14 protein-coding genes and 1 pseudogene are annotated in these 18,963 nt (G+C 44.0%); 7 read left to right on the forward strand and 8 right to left on the reverse strand.

Translation table 11 applies throughout. The features are described from left to right. The first annotated feature begins 121 nt into the window (after positions 1 to 121). Positions 122 to 1,147, forward strand: a complete 1,026-nt coding sequence (locus tag BT_RS02400; RefSeq protein ID WP_008763049.1) for a sugar kinase — start codon at positions 122 to 124, stop codon at positions 1,145 to 1,147. Between the two features lie 64 nt (positions 1,148 to 1,211). Continuing rightward, positions 1,212 to 1,883, forward strand: coding sequence for a bifunctional 4-hydroxy-2-oxoglutarate aldolase/2-dehydro-3-deoxy-phosphogluconate aldolase (locus BT_RS02405; protein ID WP_008763050.1), 672 nt, complete (start codon positions 1,212 to 1,214; stop codon positions 1,881 to 1,883). 201 nt (positions 1,884 to 2,084) lie between these two features. Here the strand turns inward: BT_RS02405 and BT_RS02410 are convergent, their stop codons facing one another. The 8 genes and pseudogenes from BT_RS02410 to BT_RS02445 form a co-directional block, all read right to left on the reverse strand. Next, the gene (locus BT_RS02410) at positions 2,085 to 2,351 is read right to left on the reverse strand and encodes a hypothetical protein (RefSeq protein ID WP_008763051.1); all 267 of its coding nucleotides are present in this window, start codon (positions 2,349 to 2,351) and stop codon (positions 2,085 to 2,087) included. A gap of 335 nt (positions 2,352 to 2,686) precedes the next feature. Next, a complete protein-coding gene (locus tag BT_RS02415) occupies positions 2,687 to 3,013 on the reverse strand; it encodes a DUF2149 domain-containing protein (RefSeq protein WP_008765016.1) in 327 nt (108 codons plus the stop codon). Continuing rightward, entirely contained in the window at positions 3,010 to 3,627 is a 618-nt protein-coding gene (locus BT_RS02420) for a MotA/TolQ/ExbB proton channel family protein (RefSeq protein ID WP_008763053.1), read from the reverse strand. The genes BT_RS02415 and BT_RS02420 overlap by 4 nt, the downstream gene beginning before the upstream one ends. Positions 3,628 to 3,660: 33 nt before the next feature. Next, positions 3,661 to 4,362 (reverse strand): hypothetical protein, encoded by a 702-nt coding sequence (locus tag BT_RS02425; RefSeq protein ID WP_011107294.1) that lies wholly within the window; start codon positions 4,360 to 4,362, stop codon positions 3,661 to 3,663. A gap of 51 nt (positions 4,363 to 4,413) precedes the next feature. Continuing rightward, positions 4,414 to 8,590 (reverse strand): annotated as a pseudogene (locus BT_RS02430) (cobaltochelatase subunit CobN). 258 nt (positions 8,591 to 8,848) lie between these two features. Then, on the reverse strand, positions 8,849 to 10,996 hold the full coding sequence (locus tag BT_RS02435; protein WP_011107297.1) for a TonB-dependent receptor: 2,148 nt from the start codon (positions 10,994 to 10,996) through the stop codon (positions 8,849 to 8,851). 17 nt (positions 10,997 to 11,013) lie between these two features. Further along, entirely contained in the window at positions 11,014 to 11,676 is a 663-nt protein-coding gene (locus tag BT_RS02440) for an HmuY family protein (protein WP_008765021.1), read from the reverse strand. Between the two features lie 16 nt (positions 11,677 to 11,692). Beyond that, positions 11,693 to 12,577 (reverse strand): calycin-like domain-containing protein, encoded by an 885-nt coding sequence (locus tag BT_RS02445; protein ID WP_011107298.1) that lies wholly within the window; start codon positions 12,575 to 12,577, stop codon positions 11,693 to 11,695. Positions 12,578 to 13,081: 504 nt separating this feature from the next. Between BT_RS02445 and BT_RS02450 the strand changes: the two genes are divergently transcribed. The 5 genes from BT_RS02450 to BT_RS02470 all read left to right on the forward strand — a co-directional run bounded on the left by BT_RS02450 (position 13,082) and on the right by BT_RS02470 (position 18,940). Then, on the forward strand, positions 13,082 to 13,981 hold the full coding sequence (locus BT_RS02450; RefSeq protein WP_008765023.1) for a cation diffusion facilitator family transporter: 900 nt from the start codon (positions 13,082 to 13,084) through the stop codon (positions 13,979 to 13,981). Positions 13,982 to 14,029: 48 nt separating this feature from the next. Then, positions 14,030 to 15,628 carry an aspartate:alanine exchanger family transporter gene (locus tag BT_RS02455; RefSeq protein ID WP_008765024.1) on the forward strand — a complete coding sequence of 533 codons (1,599 nt, stop codon included), beginning with the start codon at positions 14,030 to 14,032 and terminating at the stop codon, positions 15,626 to 15,628. A 75-nt stretch (positions 15,629 to 15,703) separates the two neighbouring features. After that, on the forward strand, positions 15,704 to 16,060 hold the full coding sequence (locus BT_RS02460; RefSeq protein ID WP_008763067.1) for a hypothetical protein: 357 nt from the start codon (positions 15,704 to 15,706) through the stop codon (positions 16,058 to 16,060). 89 nt (positions 16,061 to 16,149) lie between these two features. After that, a complete protein-coding gene (locus BT_RS02465) occupies positions 16,150 to 18,477 on the forward strand; it encodes a TonB-dependent receptor (RefSeq protein WP_008765025.1) in 2,328 nt (775 codons plus the stop codon). A gap of 121 nt (positions 18,478 to 18,598) precedes the next feature. Then, positions 18,599 to 18,940 (forward strand): hypothetical protein, encoded by a 342-nt coding sequence (locus tag BT_RS02470; protein WP_011107300.1) that lies wholly within the window; start codon positions 18,599 to 18,601, stop codon positions 18,938 to 18,940. The last annotated feature ends 23 nt before the right edge of the window (positions 18,941 to 18,963 follow it).

The raw sequence follows: 18,963 nt of genomic DNA on the forward strand, positions 1-18,963 counted from the left end.
TGGTATAACTCTGTTTATGTATTAATAGTCATGTAATCAGTAGTTTAACTCATAAAATGGGGTAAAAATGATAAATTGAAACTTCATAATATTAATAACTTAGAATTTAAAACATAAGATTATGGGAAAGAAAGTCGTTACATTAGGCGAAATCATGCTTAGATTGTCAACTCCAGGTAATACCCGCTTTGTTCAGTCTGACTCTTTTGATGTAGTATATGGTGGTGGAGAAGCGAACGTTGCAGTAAGCTGTGCCAACTACGGACATGAAGCCTATTTCGTAACCAAATTGCCGAAACATGAAATCGGACAGTCTGCTGTAAACGCATTGCGTAAATATGGTGTAAAGACAGACTTTATTGCTCGTGGTGGCGACCGCGTAGGTATCTACTATCTGGAAACAGGCGCTTCTATGCGTCCCAGCAAGGTTATCTATGACCGTGCTCATTCTGCTATCGCTGAAGCTGATGCTGCCGACTTCGATTTTGATGCTATTATGGAAGGTGCTGACTGGTTCCACTGGTCCGGTATCACTCCGGCTATTTCTGACAAAGCTGCCGAACTGACTCGTCTGGCTTGCGAAGCAGCTAAGCGTCATGGCGTAACTGTATCGGTTGACTTGAATTTCCGTAAGAAACTGTGGACAAAGGAAAAAGCACAGTCTATCATGAAACCGTTGATGAAGTATGTGGATGTATGTATCGGTAACGAAGAGGATGCGGAACTGTGTCTGGGCTTCAAACCGGATGCTGACGTTGAAGCAGGCCACACAGATGCTGAAGGCTATAAAGGTATCTTCCAGCAGATGATGAAAGAATTCGGATTCAAGTATGTGGTTTCTACATTGCGCGAATCTTTCTCTGCTACTCACAATGGTTGGAAAGCTATGATATACAATGGCGAAGAATTCTATACTTCCAAACGTTATGATATCGATCCGATTATCGACCGTGTAGGTGGTGGTGACTCTTTCTCCGGCGGTATTATCCACGGTTTGATGACTAAGCCTAACCAGGGTGCAGCTCTTGAATTCGCTGTTGCTGCATCTGCTTTGAAACACACAATCAATGGTGACTTTAACCTTGTTTCTGTAGAAGAAGTGGAAGCATTGGCTGGTGGTGACGCAAGCGGTCGCGTACAGCGATAGTTGAGAGTTGAGAATGGAGAGTTGAGAGTTTGAAAAATCAATTCATTTAAAATAAGAAATTAAAATGGCAAAATTCGATAAAATAGCCGTATTGAATAAAATCGGCTCTACAGGTATGGTTCCTGTATTCTATCACAAAGATGCGGAAGTGGCAAAGAAAGTAGTAAAGGCTTGTTATGACGGTGGTGTTCGTGCTTTCGAATTCACCAACCGTGGTGACTTTGCACAGGAAGTATTTGCTGAAATCGTGAAATATGCAGCAAAAGAATGTCCTGAAATGGCTATCGGTATCGGTTCAATCGTTGATCCGGCTACTGCTGCTATGTATCTTCAGTTAGGAGCTAACTTTGTGGTAGGTCCGTTATTTAATCCGGAAATCGCTAAGATATGTAACCGTCGTCTGGTAGCTTATACTCCGGGTTGTGGTTCTGTATCTGAAGTAGGTTTTGCGCAGGAAGTAGGTTGTGATCTTTGCAAAGTGTTTCCGGGTGATGTATATGGAACTAACTTTGTGAAAGGTTTGATGGCTCCGATGCCATGGTCTAAGCTGATGGTGACTGGTGGGGTAGAGCCTTCCAAGGAAAACCTGACTGCATGGATTAAAGCAGGTGTATTCTGTGTCGGTATGGGATCAAAACTGTTCCCGAAAGACAAGGTAGCAGCAGAAGACTGGGCTTATGTAACTGCAAAATGCGAAGAAGCTCTTAGCTATATTGCCGAGGCTCGCAAAAAATAAGATTAGAGAGCGAAAGCTATCTATAAATAAAAAAGAGGCTGATGCGTCAGCCTCTTCAAAATATGCCTCAAAGGGTTAGTTAGTTTAGTTAGTAATGAGGCATATTTTCCATTTTGTTTAAAGGTGTTTAAAGGGGATAAGTCATCGGAATGAGTGATCATTTTGGTGACTTGTTTTTTTTGTTGGTCGTAAGCGCTTCTTTTAAGAATGATGTGGCATTCGCATTTTGATAATCCGTCCGATAACGAGCGCTGCAATGTACACCACGGCAAAGCCTACGATTGAAAATACAAACGGTTTCTGTTCATTGAAAGTGCGGCGTGGAGGTACAGCGGTATAAGCCTCGTTGGCTGTAGTCTGATTGTCAGACTTGGTGGCTGCTGTTACTTGCAGTGTTGTTTCTGTTGCTACCATCTGGCAGCTATCTGTAGTTGTGGTTACAGTATCCACTAATATTTCTGTAGACATCTTTCTTACCCTTTTAAGTTATACGTAAATTCCTGTTATGGTTTCAACACAGTACTTATGGTTTAGTTCAAAGGGATTCTTAAAATCGGCGCAAAGGTAACTAAAAAAGTAAACGATGGAGCATGAGAAGCATATTCTTTTCAAATGATTTGATGTAGATCAATTATACAGGCAGACAAGGCACATGCAATCGGGGTTATCGCTGTTGTGCAACGCCATACCAATGATAAAAGTTGTATGTGTGTTGTGCTAAAGAAGAATCTCTTCTTCTGTACATACAAAGAGGAGATTCTTCACGATGTTAATTGTTCGGACGACAAAGATGCCTTAATTAGTTATTCAGGTACATAAATGATTTCACCGTTATCCAGTTCATAGGCAATGCCTACCTTTTTCCCACGTTTACCTTCTTTCTTGTCCTGATCTTCGGACGGGGTATACCGGTTGATTTTATTGCCTTCCTTGGTAATGATTTCCATATTCTCTTTACCCGGATTCTTTACCATCGTATAGTCTTCCTGCGAGAAAACCTCTGTCATGTTATACCGGCTGACAAGTGCTACCATCAATGCAACGGCAAAAACCATCGCAATGTCGAACAGATTGGATACTACGCTGATCGGGTCGGAGTCTTCCTCTTTTCGCAATAGGTTATGTTTCATTTCTCTGAGGTTTTATGGATGGAACGTTTGTCATTGAGCAATTCGGATATGAATTCAAGGTTGGTCATATCCTGCAGGTACCAGCGTTGTTTCACTTGCTGTGTAAGGAAGCCTACGGCACCGGCTACCAGTCCGACTACAGTGGTGGCGAAAGCGATCTGCATATTGTAAGCCATGGAAGCAATATCTCCGCTGGCCAGTCCTGCGAGGGCGGGTCCCATTGGAATTAATGTTCCCATCAGACCTAAGATCGGTCCCAGTTTGGTCAGGGTCTTGGAGATGGCTAAGTCTTTGTCCGCTGCGATTTCAAAATTAGCCAATAAACGTTGTACCTGTGCCGGAGTATCACGGGCGTCCAATACCTGACGCATATAGGTAATGACAAGTGATCTAGAATTTTCCGGAAGTTTGGAACTCAGTTCTTCTACTGTGTCCGGAGTCAGCTTGCTCAGCTCGTTGCGGAGCAGGGTTTCCGTTTTACGAATGGACAGATATTGACCATAGAAACTACCGGCAAGTAAAATCGCGCGGCAAAAGAGGATGATTAATAAAACGATGACAGGAACGAGCAAGCCTGTTGAAATCCAGTATAAAATATCTGATATAAAGTTCATTGTTATTGATAATTTGAAGAGTTATTTATTCTATTATTGTTTCACACTTTTTTCTTTGTTTCTGTTTCGGATGTTCCACCAGAGAAGTCCGAGAATTCCGCCAGCCAGTGCGATGACTATGACGCCTGTCAATGCTTTCCAGTCTATTTCACTGACACCTGCTGCGGAAGTCTTTCCGTTGACTGTGGCAACAATTCCCAAAACGGCTACCAGGGCATTGGTTAGGAAAAATAGTTCGAGGCGCAGTTCTTTTTCCGGCAACAAATAGAGCAGTATAAATCTGCCGCAAGGGATGGCTGCCAGGATAAAGGCTGCATAGCTCCATGCTATCGTTTGAAATGAAGTACCCGGAAAAGCAAAGATGAGATATACCAGCCCGCTGAATAAAACCGGGAAAATCAATAATCCCGGAAACCAGCGGAGAAAACGGTACATGAGTATCATGCGCGGCTTGACCGGATAGTCATTGGCTACGTGGACGGCAAGCATGGCATAAGCCATTTGTATGCAGACTTCCACACTGAGGAGTACGGAAGTATCTAGCATCAAGGGCTGATTGCTTAGCCAATTGGCTATCTGAGTCTTCGATTGCTCGATAGCATACGGCCACATCAATCCGGCGAAGACAGCGCAGATAGCGGTGATAATACCGACCGCTATTAATTTCCAGAACGTTTGCTTCAACAGAAAGTTAAATGCTGTAAGAAGCATAAGTACAAGAACAACTGTATCCATTATATGATTTTACAATTTACAAGTTACGATTGATAATTCACAGGACGTGGGTTACATCTGACTGCTTTTGCGGCGCTTGCGTACAAAGAGTATCAGAGCAAGAATAACGATAATGACAGCGATGCCTACGGCTACATTGCTTAATGTATTTGTCTGATTTTCGGCTGTCTGATTCATCTCTTCTTTTTTCATCACCACTCCCTTGTTGCTGCCGCTTGCTTTTGCTTCACGGATTTTAGAGATATTTTCTTTGTACTGTGTAGCGGTTTGTGCGTCTGCTTTCGATGCAATGAAGTCACGGAGCTTGGCATTGTCACAAACAAATCCGGAACAAGACGGGCGGTAAGTATTGACAATCTCCGTATGAAGTTTGCTAAGTTCCGCTACCTGTTCTTCACTTGCTTGCCACAATCCCTTACGGGCGCTTTCGAGCATGACGGCAGTCATCTCTTCCAAAGCGGCAGGATTCTGTTGTTCGAAATATTGTTTGACTCCCAAGTTCAGTTCATCCTTCACATATACATTATATATATTATCCCAAAGCTCTTTGTCGATTGCAGCCGGTTTCATCACATTCCATCCATAGGTATTGGTGATCACTTCTGCAAATTCACTTGCCGAAGAAGCCCCGCCTTTCATTTTCTCTTTGATGTAAGTTGGGTTCAGGATAGTGGTGCGACTTTCTACGCCGACAGCCTCTTTCAGTTCCTGCATCTTCATATGGTTCCGGTTGCGATAATCACTGAGGTAGGCATCCGGATCTTTGCCGGTCACATTGCGTACGGCGAGATTCATACCTCCCATAAATTCGTATACATGGTCAAGGCTTAAAGCTCCCCAGGTATTACTTTGCCGTGGTTGTACGACAACATCCGTCCGGGTCAGTGCAGCCTCGAAAGCGAACTTTTGGAATACTTCCCAATTCTTTTCGCTGCCGTAATACGCGCCCATATTATTGAGATAAGTATCGGCGATTTCCGATTCATTCTCCCAGCGGTCGCCGGATTCTACCATTTCCTGAATACCGGTTCCATACATACCGTTGGCTCCTCCGAATACCCGGAATGTTGAAATTTCGCGGGCATCTTTCGGGCTTAATCCTTTTTCGGTCAGCACCCGTTCGGCTTCTATTACGCTGGAGGCAACCTGATTTTCATATTTGTCGTCTTTGGCGGCGGCAGCCATTTCTACTGCACGGTTGATGAGGAAGAGACGGGAGGCGGCAAGATCACGAAGTTGTCCGGAAGTCTGGACTACCACGTCGATGCGCGGACGTCCTAATTCGGTTGAAGGAATCAGTTTTAAATCGCTGACACGACCGAAAGCATCACGGACAGGCTCAACACCTAACATATAAAGTACCTGTGCGATGGTTGCCCCTCCGGTTTCAATAAACTCGGATGACCATAGTGTATAACTGACCTTGCGTGGTATGGAGTCGTTGTGACGTTGCTTGTACCTATCAATTGTCTGCTTGGCCAAAGCAATACCTTTTTCCCAGGCAGACTCTGTCGGAGTCGCTTCGGCATTAATGGCATACATATTACGTCCGGTAGGTAGCGTGTTCGGATTAGCGATCGGGTCACCACCGGGTGTGGGAGCTGTGTATCCGCCTTTCAAGGCATTCATCAGACTGCTCAGTTCCTCTTCCGGACTTGTCAGAAGTGCATTTTTATAATTGCCTACATTCTTGATGGTACGTTCTACTTCAGCTACTGCAAGCGCAAATTCCACCTCTTCTTTGCTGTATTCTTTCGGAGCCTTTCCCATAGCTGCCATCATTGCTGACATACCCTGCGGCTTTTCAGTCTTTCCTGCCATTGCCGGTTTGCCCGAAGCGTCTGTGGATGTATCCTTATTAGCCTTCATGCTGGCTTCCATTTTCTTTAAAGCTTCCGGACTGGCACCCATTGATTTGGCCATTTCCATCGCTTTTTCCGGGTCCATGTTAGCACCCATTTTCTTCATGGCTTCTTTCATGCCTGCAGGCATTTTACCATGAGGTCCTTTTTCCATTTTTGCCGAAGCCGGATGACCATTGCCCGACGGCTCATTATCAGCCTGATCCTTTTTGGCTGCGGCAGCCATCATCATTGCCATCATGCCTTTGGGGGCATTGCGCTCGGCTTCTATCTGTCTCGCTTTTGCCAACTCTTGCGGAGTGATTCCGGCTGTGTGGCAAATCAGTTCGTCGGTTGCCAGTGAAGGGTTAGCCATCAGTCTCTCTACGAGAAGGCGGGCAGGCATGAGATATTGCTGGGTAAAGACACTTCGGTGTTTTTCGGCAGATTCTGTAGCTTTGCCGCGTTGCTTGTCAAGAGCAAAAAGACTATAGGCAATCGGTTCTGTTGCCATCGCGTAGACAGAAGAAGTTATTCTTTCCGGTTCGTAAGGAACTCCCATTGTGTAAAGCTGCCCCGTGATTTTCTCTGTAGCCAGTTCTTCGGCAAAGTTTTCTACACGGGCGATTTCATCTTCCGTATACGGTTTATTAGCCATACTGTCCAGTCCTAAATCACGATGGATTCCCATCTTCACAGTCAAGGTTTTCACAGCCAGCGACTCCTGATCTTTGTTTGCCTTCTGGGAGTTATTATAGATTTTGATCTTTTCCATTAATTCCCGGTAAATGCCGCGTACGCTGCTTTCAAGGAAAGGAGGAGTGAGATATGATTGCAAGGCTAGCATAAGAACGGCGTTTGGCCATCATACCTTCTCCGACGTTTCCGATAGAGTAGAGGTAGTAGTGGGGAACGGCTCCTACCAAACGGTCCGGCCAGTCATTGCTGCATAATGCGACTTGTTTTCTCGGAGTGAATTCGAGACTGCCGTGTGTACCGAAGTGAATCAGTGCATCGGCTTTGAAGCCATGTTGCATCCACAGGTATGAGGCAATGTAGGTGTGTGGCGGAGCCATGTCGGTGCCGTGCACCACCTGGAAGGAGTTGTCACCGCTTCCGGCAGCGTTTTGTGGCAATAGCACAACGTTACCGAACTGTAAACGGGCAATACCTAATTTGCCGTCAGGAGTCACCATATAGTTGCCGGGAAATTCTCCGAAAGCATCTACCACCTCCTGATACTTTTCGGGACGAAGCGATTCTTTCACCCAGCTTTCATACTGTTCTTTGGTGATCAGTTCGGGATGTCCGTTTTGCATGAAGTCGTTGAAAGCTCCTTCTGCATAAGCGTTGAATACCGCCCCCTGGGCTTGTATCATTTTTCCCAGTTCCTGAGCGTTGGCAGGCAGACCGGATATATTATATCCCTCTTGTTTCATACGAAGCAGAAGATTGTAAAGGGAAGGTACTACTTCCATGCCGGCAGCGGTCAATGCGTTCTGACCGGGACCTTTGTAATAATAGATAGCTACTTTCTTCTCAAAATTAGGTTTTGTTTTCAGATTCAGGTAGTTGTCTATTGTAGATACAAAAGTCTTCAGACGTTCGGGGACGGCATACGAATGGCGCAATCCTTCTTTATCTTCATATTGTGCGAAAAGGGCGAAAGGGCGGATAGCTCCGTCTATTTCCGGTGTTACGATGCTCTGTGACATAAAGCCTCCCGACATACCCATCGGATCGTTTTCCCATTCATCCACAAGACTGTTGATTGTGAGCGGAGCGAACAAAAGGATATTTCTGGCTTTCAGATAATCAACCATTTTATCTCCCATACGTCCGTGTGCCATATTGATGACGGCATCGGGCTGCACTTCCTCAATGAATGACATGAATCTTGTCATGGATTGAACGGGATAAACATTATATCCCGCATTCTCCAGCGCTTTTATCAGATCGGTGGCATCTGCCATTTGTCCGGTAATCATGATTTTTCGTGCCCCTTCTTTATAAAGGTTATTCTCTTGCATGAATTTCTCATAATCGGCAACGGTAAGAAATTCCTGTTCATCATCCGGATTACTGATTCCGGCATGATAAAGCATATCGCTCGGTCTTTCTATCGGATCTTCCACTTCGGGTACAGCAGAAGCCTTTCCGTCAATGGCTTTACGGATATAGTTCAGCATATTGCGGTAGTTGGTCTTTCCGCCGTTGCTCAGATAGCCGCGTATGAGATTCTGCTGTATACTGTCGAGGTTGCAGATGTTATTGGCAGGGTTGGTAGCCATAGAGGTGTATACGGGGATACCCTTATCTGCTGCCTGCTGTATTTGCTGACGTTGTTCTTCGACAATGCGCAGTCCCATGCCATTGATGAATACCATGTCATAACTGGTCAGACGATCGAGGTTGTCAAGAGACACTTCGCTGAGTTTGATGAATGAATTGTCGTTGGCTTTCGAGATGCTTCCCTGCTGTATGGTCTGGAAGTTGACGAAAGCTATTTTGGTAGCGCTGAACCAGGTATTCCATACGGATAGACCTATCAGGGCTGCTACAACGATGCATCCACCTAAAATGATTTTACTTTTCTTTTTCATTTCTCTTATTTTTAGCTTTGTATGTAGTTCTATTGTTGCCGTTTATTTTTTGAAGAGCCTGTCTATATCCAGTGATAGTCCTAATGTCAGGTTGGTTCCCGTCGTGGTAGGAGAGTTGAAATAATAATAATCCGGCACATAGTCGAACAGGTTGTTTACAGCCAGATTCATATTGATCCCTTTTATAATTCCCAACGAGAAAGTAAGATCCCATATCATATATCCCGGGTATTCGACTGCCTGGCTTCCGGCAGACGGGTTGTTGAAACTATCGTTGTAGATGTTTGTTTTAACTTTTGACAGCAAACGTCCGTTGAGTGAGTAGTTGAAATCTATTTTGTTCAGAGTCTTGCCCCAGTCGATTCTTACAGTTGCCGTATGGGGACGTGTATCCGTGAATTTCTTTTGACCGTCGCGCATGAACTCATGAATATATGTGTATGACAGACGATAGCCGAGTCCGCAAGGATACTTGGCGGAAACGTTGGCGTCAATTCCTGCAATATCCATTTTGTCGGTATTGGTATAGATTTGTCCTTTGGGGTCTTCGCTGTAAACGGTATTGATACGATTGTGTACCAGGTTATAATATCCTGTAATAGAGAAGTTATAACGACTCTTGGTATATTCGGCAGATACAGAGAAATTATGGCTTGTTTCCGACTTAAGGTCCGGATTACCATAAATCATCATCATATTTGCCATATTGAACACCATATACATCTCCTTCAGGGTAGGAGAGCGGAATCCTTGCGAATACGATCCTCTTAATGAACAATTGCCTATCTTATACATCATTCCCAAATGTGGAGACAGATGGCGTACATTGGAGTCGGAGAAGTAGTCGAACCGTAATCCGGCTATCACATTCAGTCTTTCTGTGGGGTTCCAGTCGAACTGACCGAACGCATCTGCCGTATGCATGGTGTGGTCTGCGTTATCAGTGAATTGGTAAGACATCAGATAATCGCGCAGGTAGTCGGCGCCGACAGTCAGCGTATGCTTTCCGTTGAAGGTATAATTATAGAGTGCATGCACATTGTGCTGTACATTACTGTAATCACGCACGTCATTTTTATAAAGAGACTGATAATCACTCTTATCATACTGGTCGAAAGTATAACCGACTTCAAGGTTACTCATTATATTGAAGGTGTAGTTAGCTTTCATTCCACCGCTGAATCCACGGTATCTGTCCTGGGTATCCCCCGGTTTATTGCGTTCACGGAAATAATAGCCGACTCTTCCCGTCAGTTTGAGCGTTTCCAGCGGACGGTATATTAAACGTTCTTTGAAGTTCCACACCCGGCTTCCGAACACTGTAGAGAAATCTCCCGGATTGTCTACGGCATAAGTGTCTACATTATTATACTGCACGTTGGTCAGGCTGTTGAATTTACCTGCATTAAATCCTGCAGTGCCACCACACCGCTGGTCGTTGTGTTCGGAGAAACGTGAATTAAGATTTAAGTTCCATGGATCGTCCGATTCGCGGGTGATGATGTTAATTACTCCTCCGATAGCACTGGAACCGTAAAGGGTAGATGCAGCACCTTTCACTATCTCTATGCGTTCTACATTGTCGAGATTCAGACGTTCGTAGTCTACATTATTCAGTGTTTCCCCTGCCAGCCGTTCGCCATCTACCAGAAACAGTACGGAATTACCGCCGAAGCCTTGCATATTAATAGCGGTTTGCTGATCCATAGAGAAGGAAAATTCGATACCGGGCAACTCTGTTTTCAGCAGGTCGGCAACGTTGTTGGCATTAACTTTCTTAATATCGTCTGAGGTGATAACCCGGGTGATGATGGGAGCGTCCTTCAGCAATTTGGGAGTACGGGTACCGGTTACAACGACTGTTCCGAGGTCGAACTGATCTTCGGATAAGCTGAAGTTAACTTTCTTTCCTTTCTCGGTGGTTATTCTTTTTTGTTCGGTTTGATAACCTATGTAAGATGCAGTAATGATATATGAACCGATTCCCGGCAGTTGTAATGTATAGGTTCCGTCAACACTGGTGACGGCTCCTGTTTCTTCTCCTTTTATGGAAATGGTCGCACCTGGTAGGGGTTCACCATTGGTATCAGTAACACGTCCGCTGATGTGCTCGGTTGATTGTTGTGCGAATGTGGAACAGGTTACTATAAAGGAGAATATCAAGATTGATGCTATAAATGTAGGTTTCATTCTTTGTAATTGGTTTCTTAGTTGTTTTCTTCGAAATCAAGTGGATATAGGAAATCGAAGTCGATATAGCCTTTTATGCCTCTGGCATTGGTATAGTTGGTAAAACGAATGGCCGCATAGGTATTATCCTTCAACTGTATCAGATAGACTTGATTGGACATGGTGTAAATAGGAGGCATACTTGAAGTGTCTACGTTTAACCAGCCGGATAAAATATCATTACGATAGTCTTCTGTATATTTAATGTTTCCTTCCATCATACCGGACATATCGATTGCTATTTTATCTGTCGTCCATTCGTCTTTTACAAAATTTTCTTCGGCGGGAAGTTTTCCACTGGCCTTCAGGTCATCAATACTTGTATAAGTTGTCTGAAAGGCTGCACCTTCATTGGTTTTGATGTCGTAGCGGTGGATGGCAAGGTCCCATTTTGCTGGTATCTCGCTCTTATGTTCCTCTCCGATTTCAACAGTCGTTGCTTTACGTTCGGATAGGTCGATATAGACCCAGTTAGTGTACTCGGTAGCATTGATTTGTGAAAAGCTACTTTCTTTAATCTCCATTTCCGCTTCAATGGGATCGTCATAAATCCCTTCAAACATTCCATTACAAGCTGAGAGCGACATAGCCGCTCCCAGTATCATTATATTTTTGAAAATAGCGTTACTGCTTCTTCTCATTTTTTCTATTAGTTATTTATTGTGCACTAGTTTTTTTGACGTTTCCGGTGAATACTGCGGTGATTGCCATAGGCATGGCTCCTGGTTTGAAGGCTACCGTAATATTAGCTTTACCATTTGCTGTAACTGTACCTTCCAGACTTTCACCTGTAATTGGAGTAGTACCGCTTGCGGATTCGGCTGCAGATTCAAATGCGCCTAAACTGAGTGTGTAGCCGTCATCTGCTTTTTCAACGTTTACTCCGCTAATCGTGAAGTCTCCCAAATTCATATTACCGCCTCCGGTCAAATTGCCAAAACCGTTTAGGGTGATATCTACTGTCGTTTCGGATGCACGTTTAATGACTGCTTTACAATCTTCGGTAGAACCATATGAACTTCCCATAACGCTGATAGCAAGATTAGTATTATACTTATAAGTAGCGGCTACGTAATAAGCAATCGGAGTTTCTGCCTGAATGAAATTGATATCGATGCCACCCATTGGCACAGGAACATTGGCTTTCAGGGTTAGTACTTTAGCATCGCTGACACTACCTTCCAGTGTATATTCGTAGTTGGCAGGTTCACTTCCTTCCATAGCTAGGGCAACTTCACCTTCGCCTTTAAATGATTTGGAAGAAACTGTCAGGTTATTCAGGATAAAATCTCCGGATCCTGATTTATAAACCAGATTGACGGTACCATCTGTATTGGCGGTAATTGTTGCGCTGGCATCGTCGCCCATCAGATAATCAGAGAACATTCTGCTTTCGCCAATAGAATAACCTTTGTAAGTGCCGGCAATGGCTTTTGCTTGCTCTGTATTGTCGGTATCGTCGTTATCGTCACTGCAAGATACAAAAGTGAATGAGAATGATAGTGCCATTAGAGCAACCATCCATAAGTTTAATATTTTCATACTTAATTTTGATAGATAATGATTAATTTATTTTTCGTTTGCAAAGTTAGGGGGATATATAAGCAGGGACAATACCTAAAAGAAATGAAAAAAAATGGGCGTTTAATCATATATAGGTATTGAATAGGGAAGGATAAGTCCTTATTTTTGCAGTCATTTACTAATTAAATATTAAAAATACGAAATTGAGAAGAGAATGAAAGGTGGCTACAATAGAAAAGTGTATTGACAGGGATTACTTATTTCCTGATTGTATTGTTTACTATGTCTTTAGAGCATGCATTGATGATTTTTATGGAGCACGTGCCTCTATCGTAACTTTCATGGAACTGAATCTCATCATGTGGACCAGCTATTTGGTTTTATTGTTTTGTTATGATGAAAACTTTATTGGTGAGCACAGCCCTGTCACCGCTCTTGTTGCATTCTTGATGTTTGAGAAAAGAGTGAACTAATTTCTTAGATAACTGTTTCCTAAATATATGATATAAACCTATTTAGAATATGGAACCTCATCATCACGAACATAATCATCGGGTAACGTCTCTTAATAAAGCCTTTATAATAGGTATCGTTCTGAATATCTCTTTCGTTATAGTCGAGTTCGGAGTTGGTTTTTATTACGATTCTCTGGGATTGCTCTCTGATGCCGGACATAATTTGGGAGATGTGGCAAGCCTGATTCTTGCTATGTTGGCTTTCCGGTTGGAGAAAGTACACCCGAATAGTCGTTATACCTACGGATATAAGAAAAGTACCATCCTCGTTTCTTTACTAAATGCAGTCATATTATTGGTTGCTGTCGGGATAATTATCGCTGAAAGCATAGACAAGCTGTTTCATCCGGTATCAGTTGACGGTTCCGCCATTGCCTGGACTGCCGGAGTGGGAGTGGTGGTCAACGCACTTACTGCCTGGCTTTTTATGAAGGATAAGGATAAAGACCTGAATGTAAAAGGAGCCTACCTGCATATGGCAGCTGACGCACTGGTCTCTGTCGGAGTAGTTGCTTCCGGTATTATTATCATGTATACGGGATGGAGCATCATCGATCCGATTATCGGACTGGGCATCGCTGTGATTATTATTGTTTCTACCTGGGGATTACTTCATGACAGTCTTCGATTATCGCTGGATGGTGTTCCGGTGGGAATCGATACTCAGCAGATTCAGCAACTGATAGTGGAACAGCCGGGGGTAGAAAGCTGTCATCATCTGCATATTTGGGCCATCAGTACTACGGAAACGGCTTTGACTGCACACGTTGTAGTGGATGATATAGCAAAAATGGAGGAAATAAAACATCGTATAAAGGAGGCGCTTGAAGCAGCAGGTATCCATCATGCTACATTAGAGATAGAGGGCGAGGAAGTGACTTGTAGCACAGAATGTTGTGAGGATTGAAATAAATCCGTACCTTTGCGCCCTTAAACTAACTAACCTTTAAAAAACATGTTTACTGACTTATTGCATTCCTCTTATTTCTCGCTCTTTCTGATAGTAGCGTTGGGATTTATGTTAGGAAGAATTAAGATTAAGGGGCTATCGCTTGATGTGTCAGCGGTGATCTTTATTGCTCTTCTTTTTGGACACTTTGGTGTTATTATTCCTAAAGAATTAGGAAACTTCGGTTTGGTACTTTTTATTTTTACCATCGGTATTCAGGCCGGTCCCGGATTCTTCGACTCTTTTCGTAGTAAAGGAAAGACGCTGATTCTCATTACTATGCTTATTATCTGTTCTGCCTGCCTCACGGCAGTAGGTTTGAAGTATGCGTTCGATATTGATACGCCGAGTGTAGTCGGATTGATTGCAGGAGCTTTGACCAGTACTCCGGGATTGGCGGTAGCAATTGATAGTACCCACTCTCCGTTAGCATCCATTGCTTACGGTATCGCTTATCCGTTTGGTGTAATCGGAGTGATTTTGTTTGTGAAGCTGCTTCCCAAAATCATGCGTGTAAATTTGGATCAGGAAGCCCGTCGCCTTGAAATAGAGCGCCGCGGACAATTTCCGGAGTTGGGCACTTGTATCTACCGTGTCACTAATGCAAGCGTATTCAACCGTAGCTTGATGCAGATCAATGCACGGGCAATGACAGGTGCTGTTATTTCCCGTCTGAAACATAAAGATGAAATATCCATCCCCACCGCGCATACAGTATTGCACGAAGGAGACTATATTCAGGCAGTAGGCAGTGAGGAATCACTGAATCAGCTGTCTGTATTAATTGGCGAACGTGAAGAAGGTGAACTTCCTTTGGATAAAACACAGGAAATCGAGTCCTTACTATTGACCAAGAAAGATATGATCAATAAGCAACTGGGTGATCTGAATTTACAGAAAAACTTCGGTTGTACGGTGACCCGTGTTCGTCGAAGCGGTATTGACTTATCTCCGTCACCGGATTTGGCTTTGAAGTTTGGTGATAAACTGATGGTGGTAGGAGAGAAGGAAGGCATCAAAGGAGTAGCCCGCCTACTGGGAAACAATGCGAAGAAACTTTCCGATACTGATTTCTTCCCCATCGCGATGGGTATTGTGCTGGGGGTCTTATTTGGTAAGTTGAATATTTCTTTCTCCGATACACTGTCGTTTTCACCTGGATTGACCGGAGGAGTATTGATGGTGGCGTTGGTTTTGAGTGCCGTTGGTAAGACAGGGCCTATCATTTGGTCTATGTCCGGCCCCGCCAATCAACTGTTGCGGCAGTTAGGTCTGTTGCTTTTCCTTGCTGAAGTCGGAACCTCTGCCGGAAAGAACCTTGTGGCTACTTTTCAGGAAAGCGGATTACTGATGTTCGGAGTGGGTGCAGCTATCACAGTAGTACCGATGCTGGTTGCGGTAATTGTAGGACGCTTGGTATTCAAGATCAACATACTTGATCTACTGGGAACCATTACGGGAGGTATGACCAGTACTCCGGGACTGGCTGCTGCCGATTCGATGGTAGACAGTAATATTCCAAGCGTGGCATACGCGACCGTTTATCCGATTGCTATGGTATTCCTTATTTTATTTATACAGGTGATATCTTCAGCTGTGTATTAATGAAAATCAGTATATATAGGTATTGATTGTTAAAATAATAGTTTGTATCTTTGCCGCCTCAAAATTTAAGATGAGGTGAAACGATTGTCATTGAATATCATGCGCTGTTTCTTGCCGGTACTGTTTGTATCGTATTTGGTAAGTATCACATTCTTTGCTCACATACACGTGGTCAATGGCGTGACAATCGTCCATTCGCATCCTTTCAAGAAAGGGGCGGCACATAAGCACTCAACAGTCGAACTGTTATTAGTTCATTTCCTGTCACATCTGACAACGGACGGTGCGGCTGTTGTGTTTGCTCTCTCTCTTTTTATTCCATTCCTCTTGTGGCGGTTGCATGGTATTACGCAGCATACGCACTACTATTCTCCCTATCATGGGGTGGTGGCACTCAGAGCCCCTCCTGCTATTCGTTTTTCCGTCATTTGAACCGATGGTATCCTGCTTTATGGTAAAGCGGGAAGTCCTCATCTGTTTGTTCACATCATCACTTAACGAAAACGAATAACAAACGAAAAATGAAGAAATACATCTTTTCGCTTGTCTGCTTGTGCTGTGCATTGTTGCCTGCCCTCGAAGGACAAGCTGCTCTCCATGAGCATCCCGAATATCCGGATTTACGTAAATCGGATGCAAACATCGTAGGTCATATCCTTGATAAAAACACCAAAGAACACCTGCCTTATATTACTGTGGCATTGAAAGGTACAACGATCGGTACTGTGACCGATGCTACCGGACACTACTTTTTGAAGAACCTCCCCGAAGGTAACTTCGTGCTTGAAGTCAGCTCAGTAGGTTATAAAACCGTAAGACGCAATGTAACACTGAAGAAAGGCCGTACGCTGGAAGAAGATTTTGAAATAGAAGAAGATGCGGTTGCCTTGGACGGCGTAGTTGTTTCCGCCAATCGTAACGAGACCACCCGTCGTTTAGCGCCTACTTTGGTGAATGTAGTCGATATGAAAATGTTTGAAACGACCAACTCCACTACTCTGGCACAGGGATTGAGCTTTCAGCCGGGAGTACGCGTAGAATCCAACTGTCAGAATTGTGGTTTCCAGCAAGTACGTATTAACGGTTTGGATGGTCCTTATACACAAATCTTGCTTGATTCCCGTCCGATTTTCAGTGCACTTTCGGGTGTATATGGCATTGAGCAGATTCCTGCCAGCATGATAGAGCGTGTGGAAGTAATGCGTGGAGGCGGTTCAGCTTTGTTCGGGTCGTCTGCCATTGCCGGTACAATCAATATTATTACTAAAGAGCCGATTCGCAATTCAGGAATGTTGTCTCATACCATTACCGGTATTGGAGATGGAGACGCTTTCGATAATAATACTGCTTTGAATGCCTCTCTTGTAACGGACGATCAGCGTGCCGGTTTATATATCTTTGGTCAGAACCGCCACCGTTCGGCATACGACCATGATGGAGACGGATATTCTGAAATACCGAAAATACATGGCCAGACAATCGGTTTCCGTTCCTTCCTGAAAACGACTACTTATTCAAAACTGACTTTCGAATATCATCATATGGAAGAATTCCGCAGGGGAGGAGACTTACTGAACCGTCCGCCTCATGAAGCGAATGTGGCCGAACAGACAGAACATTCCATCAATGGCGGTGGATTGAAATATGACTATTTCTCACCAAACGAGAAGCACCGTTTTAATGTGTTTGCATCCGCACAACACATCAATCGTGACAGCTATTATGGTGGCGGGCAGGATCTGAATGCTTACGGAAACACTACCGACCTGAACTGGATGGCAGGATCACAATATGTCTACAGCTTCGGAAAATGTATTTTTATGCCTTCGGACCTGACTGCCGGAATCGAATTCAACCAGGATAAGCTGGAAGACAATATGTGGGGATATCACCGCACGGTAGATCAAAAAGTAAATATCGGTAGCGCTTTCCTGCAAAATGAATGGAAGAACGATCATTGGGGATTCTTGCTTGGCGGTCGTCTGGATAAGCATAACCTGATTGATCATATTATATTCAGCCCGCGTGCTAACCTGCGTTTCAATCCTACCCAAAATATTAACCTGCGTTTGAGCTATTCTTCCGGTTTCCGTGCACCGCAGGCTTTTGATGAAGATTTGCATGTGGAGAACGTAGGTGGAAATGTGGCAATGGTTGAGCTTGCAAAGGATCTGAAAGAGGAAAGATCACAGAGCTTAAGTGCTTCAGCAGATATTTACCACCGTTTCGGTGCATTCCAGATTAACTTTTTGGTGGAAGGGTTCTATACTAAATTGTCGGATGTCTTTGCATTGACTGATGGCGAAGTAAAAGACGGAATTCTGACACGTACACGCTATAATGCTCCCGGAGCACGTGTGATGGGACTGACACTGGAAGGAAAGATGGCTTATCTGAATAAATTCCAGATCCAGGCTGGGGCTACTTTGCAGCAGAGCCATTACAGCGAACCGCACGTGTGGAACAAAGAAGCTCCGGCAGTAAAGAAGATGATGCGTACCCCGAATACTTACGGCTATTTTACAGCTACTTATACTCCGGTCAAACCGTTGTCTATCGCCCTTTCCGGTACCTATACGGGTTCGATGCTGATACCTCACGAACCTGTTCCCGGATTCCTCGACAAACCGATTACGGTCAATACGGAAGACTTCTTCGATATCGCTCTGAAGGCGGCATACGACTTCAAACTCTATAAGTCGATGAACTTGCAGGTGAATGCCGGAATACAGAATATCTTCAATGCTTATCAGAATGACTTTGATAAGGGAGCCGACCGTGATTCGGGCTATATTTATGGCCCTTCACTGCCGAGAAGTTTCTTTGCTGGAGTGAAAATTAGCTATTAATAATGGTTTAATAATCTTTTTAGCTTATAAATCCTTATAAATGGGGATTGTTTCGGAACCGGACAATCCCTATCTTTGCCGCAGAAGATAAACCTTATCTTCGCTGCACAAAAACTGACGAATGAAACAAATATACCTGAATATAATGAAGTGGTTTTTGCCTGTACTGTTTATTTCGTACATGGCAGGGATTACTTTGTTTACTCACTCCCATGTGGTAAACGGGGTTACGATTGTTCATTCACATCCCTTTAAGAAAGGTGGCGAACATAGCCATACGACAGTAGAGTTTCAGCTGATTCACATATTGGACCATACATTGGTGACAGATAATGGTTTGACACCTTTGTTTGTGACTTCTGTCCTGTCTCTTTTATGTATTTTTCTCGCCTCTCCGCAGCGTATGCGGTATTGTCGTCCCTGTCCGGGCGCCATTTCTCTCAGAGCGCCTCCTGTCGTTTAGTCTGCATCACGTAGAAGCAGGCA

The organism is Bacteroides thetaiotaomicron VPI-5482 (genome assembly GCF_000011065.1).
Classification (GTDB): Bacteria; Bacteroidota; Bacteroidia; order Bacteroidales; family Bacteroidaceae; genus Bacteroides; species Bacteroides thetaiotaomicron.

Bases quoted from the DNA above. Each gene is read 5' to 3' on its own strand.
- BT_RS02440 (WP_008765021.1), bottom strand. From the start codon at position 11,676: ATGAGAAGAAGCAGTAACGCTATTTTCAAAAATATAATGATACTGGGA.
- BT_RS02400 (WP_008763049.1), top strand. From the start codon at position 122: ATGGGAAAGAAAGTCGTTACATTAGGCGAAATCATGCTTAGATTGTCA.
- BT_RS02465 (WP_008765025.1), top strand. From the start codon at position 16,150: ATGAAGAAATACATCTTTTCGCTTGTCTGCTTGTGCTGTGCATTGTTG.
- BT_RS02420 (WP_008763053.1), bottom strand. From the start codon at position 3,627: ATGAACTTTATATCAGATATTTTATACTGGATTTCAACAGGCTTGCTC.
- BT_RS02415 (WP_008765016.1), bottom strand. From the start codon at position 3,013: ATGAAACATAACCTATTGCGAAAAGAGGAAGACTCCGACCCGATCAGC.
- BT_RS02405 (WP_008763050.1), top strand. From the start codon at position 1,212: ATGGCAAAATTCGATAAAATAGCCGTATTGAATAAAATCGGCTCTACA.
- BT_RS02410 (WP_008763051.1), bottom strand. From the start codon at position 2,351: ATGTCTACAGAAATATTAGTGGATACTGTAACCACAACTACAGATAGC.
- BT_RS02435 (WP_011107297.1), bottom strand. From the start codon at position 10,996: ATGAAACCTACATTTATAGCATCAATCTTGATATTCTCCTTTATAGTA.
- BT_RS02445 (WP_011107298.1), bottom strand. From the start codon at position 12,577: ATGAAAATATTAAACTTATGGATGGTTGCTCTAATGGCACTATCATTC.
- BT_RS02455 (WP_008765024.1), top strand. From the start codon at position 14,030: ATGTTTACTGACTTATTGCATTCCTCTTATTTCTCGCTCTTTCTGATA.
- BT_RS02450 (WP_008765023.1), top strand. From the start codon at position 13,082: ATGGAACCTCATCATCACGAACATAATCATCGGGTAACGTCTCTTAAT.
- BT_RS02470 (WP_011107300.1), top strand. From the start codon at position 18,599: ATGAAACAAATATACCTGAATATAATGAAGTGGTTTTTGCCTGTACTG.
- BT_RS02425 (WP_011107294.1), bottom strand. From the start codon at position 4,362: ATGGATACAGTTGTTCTTGTACTTATGCTTCTTACAGCATTTAACTTT.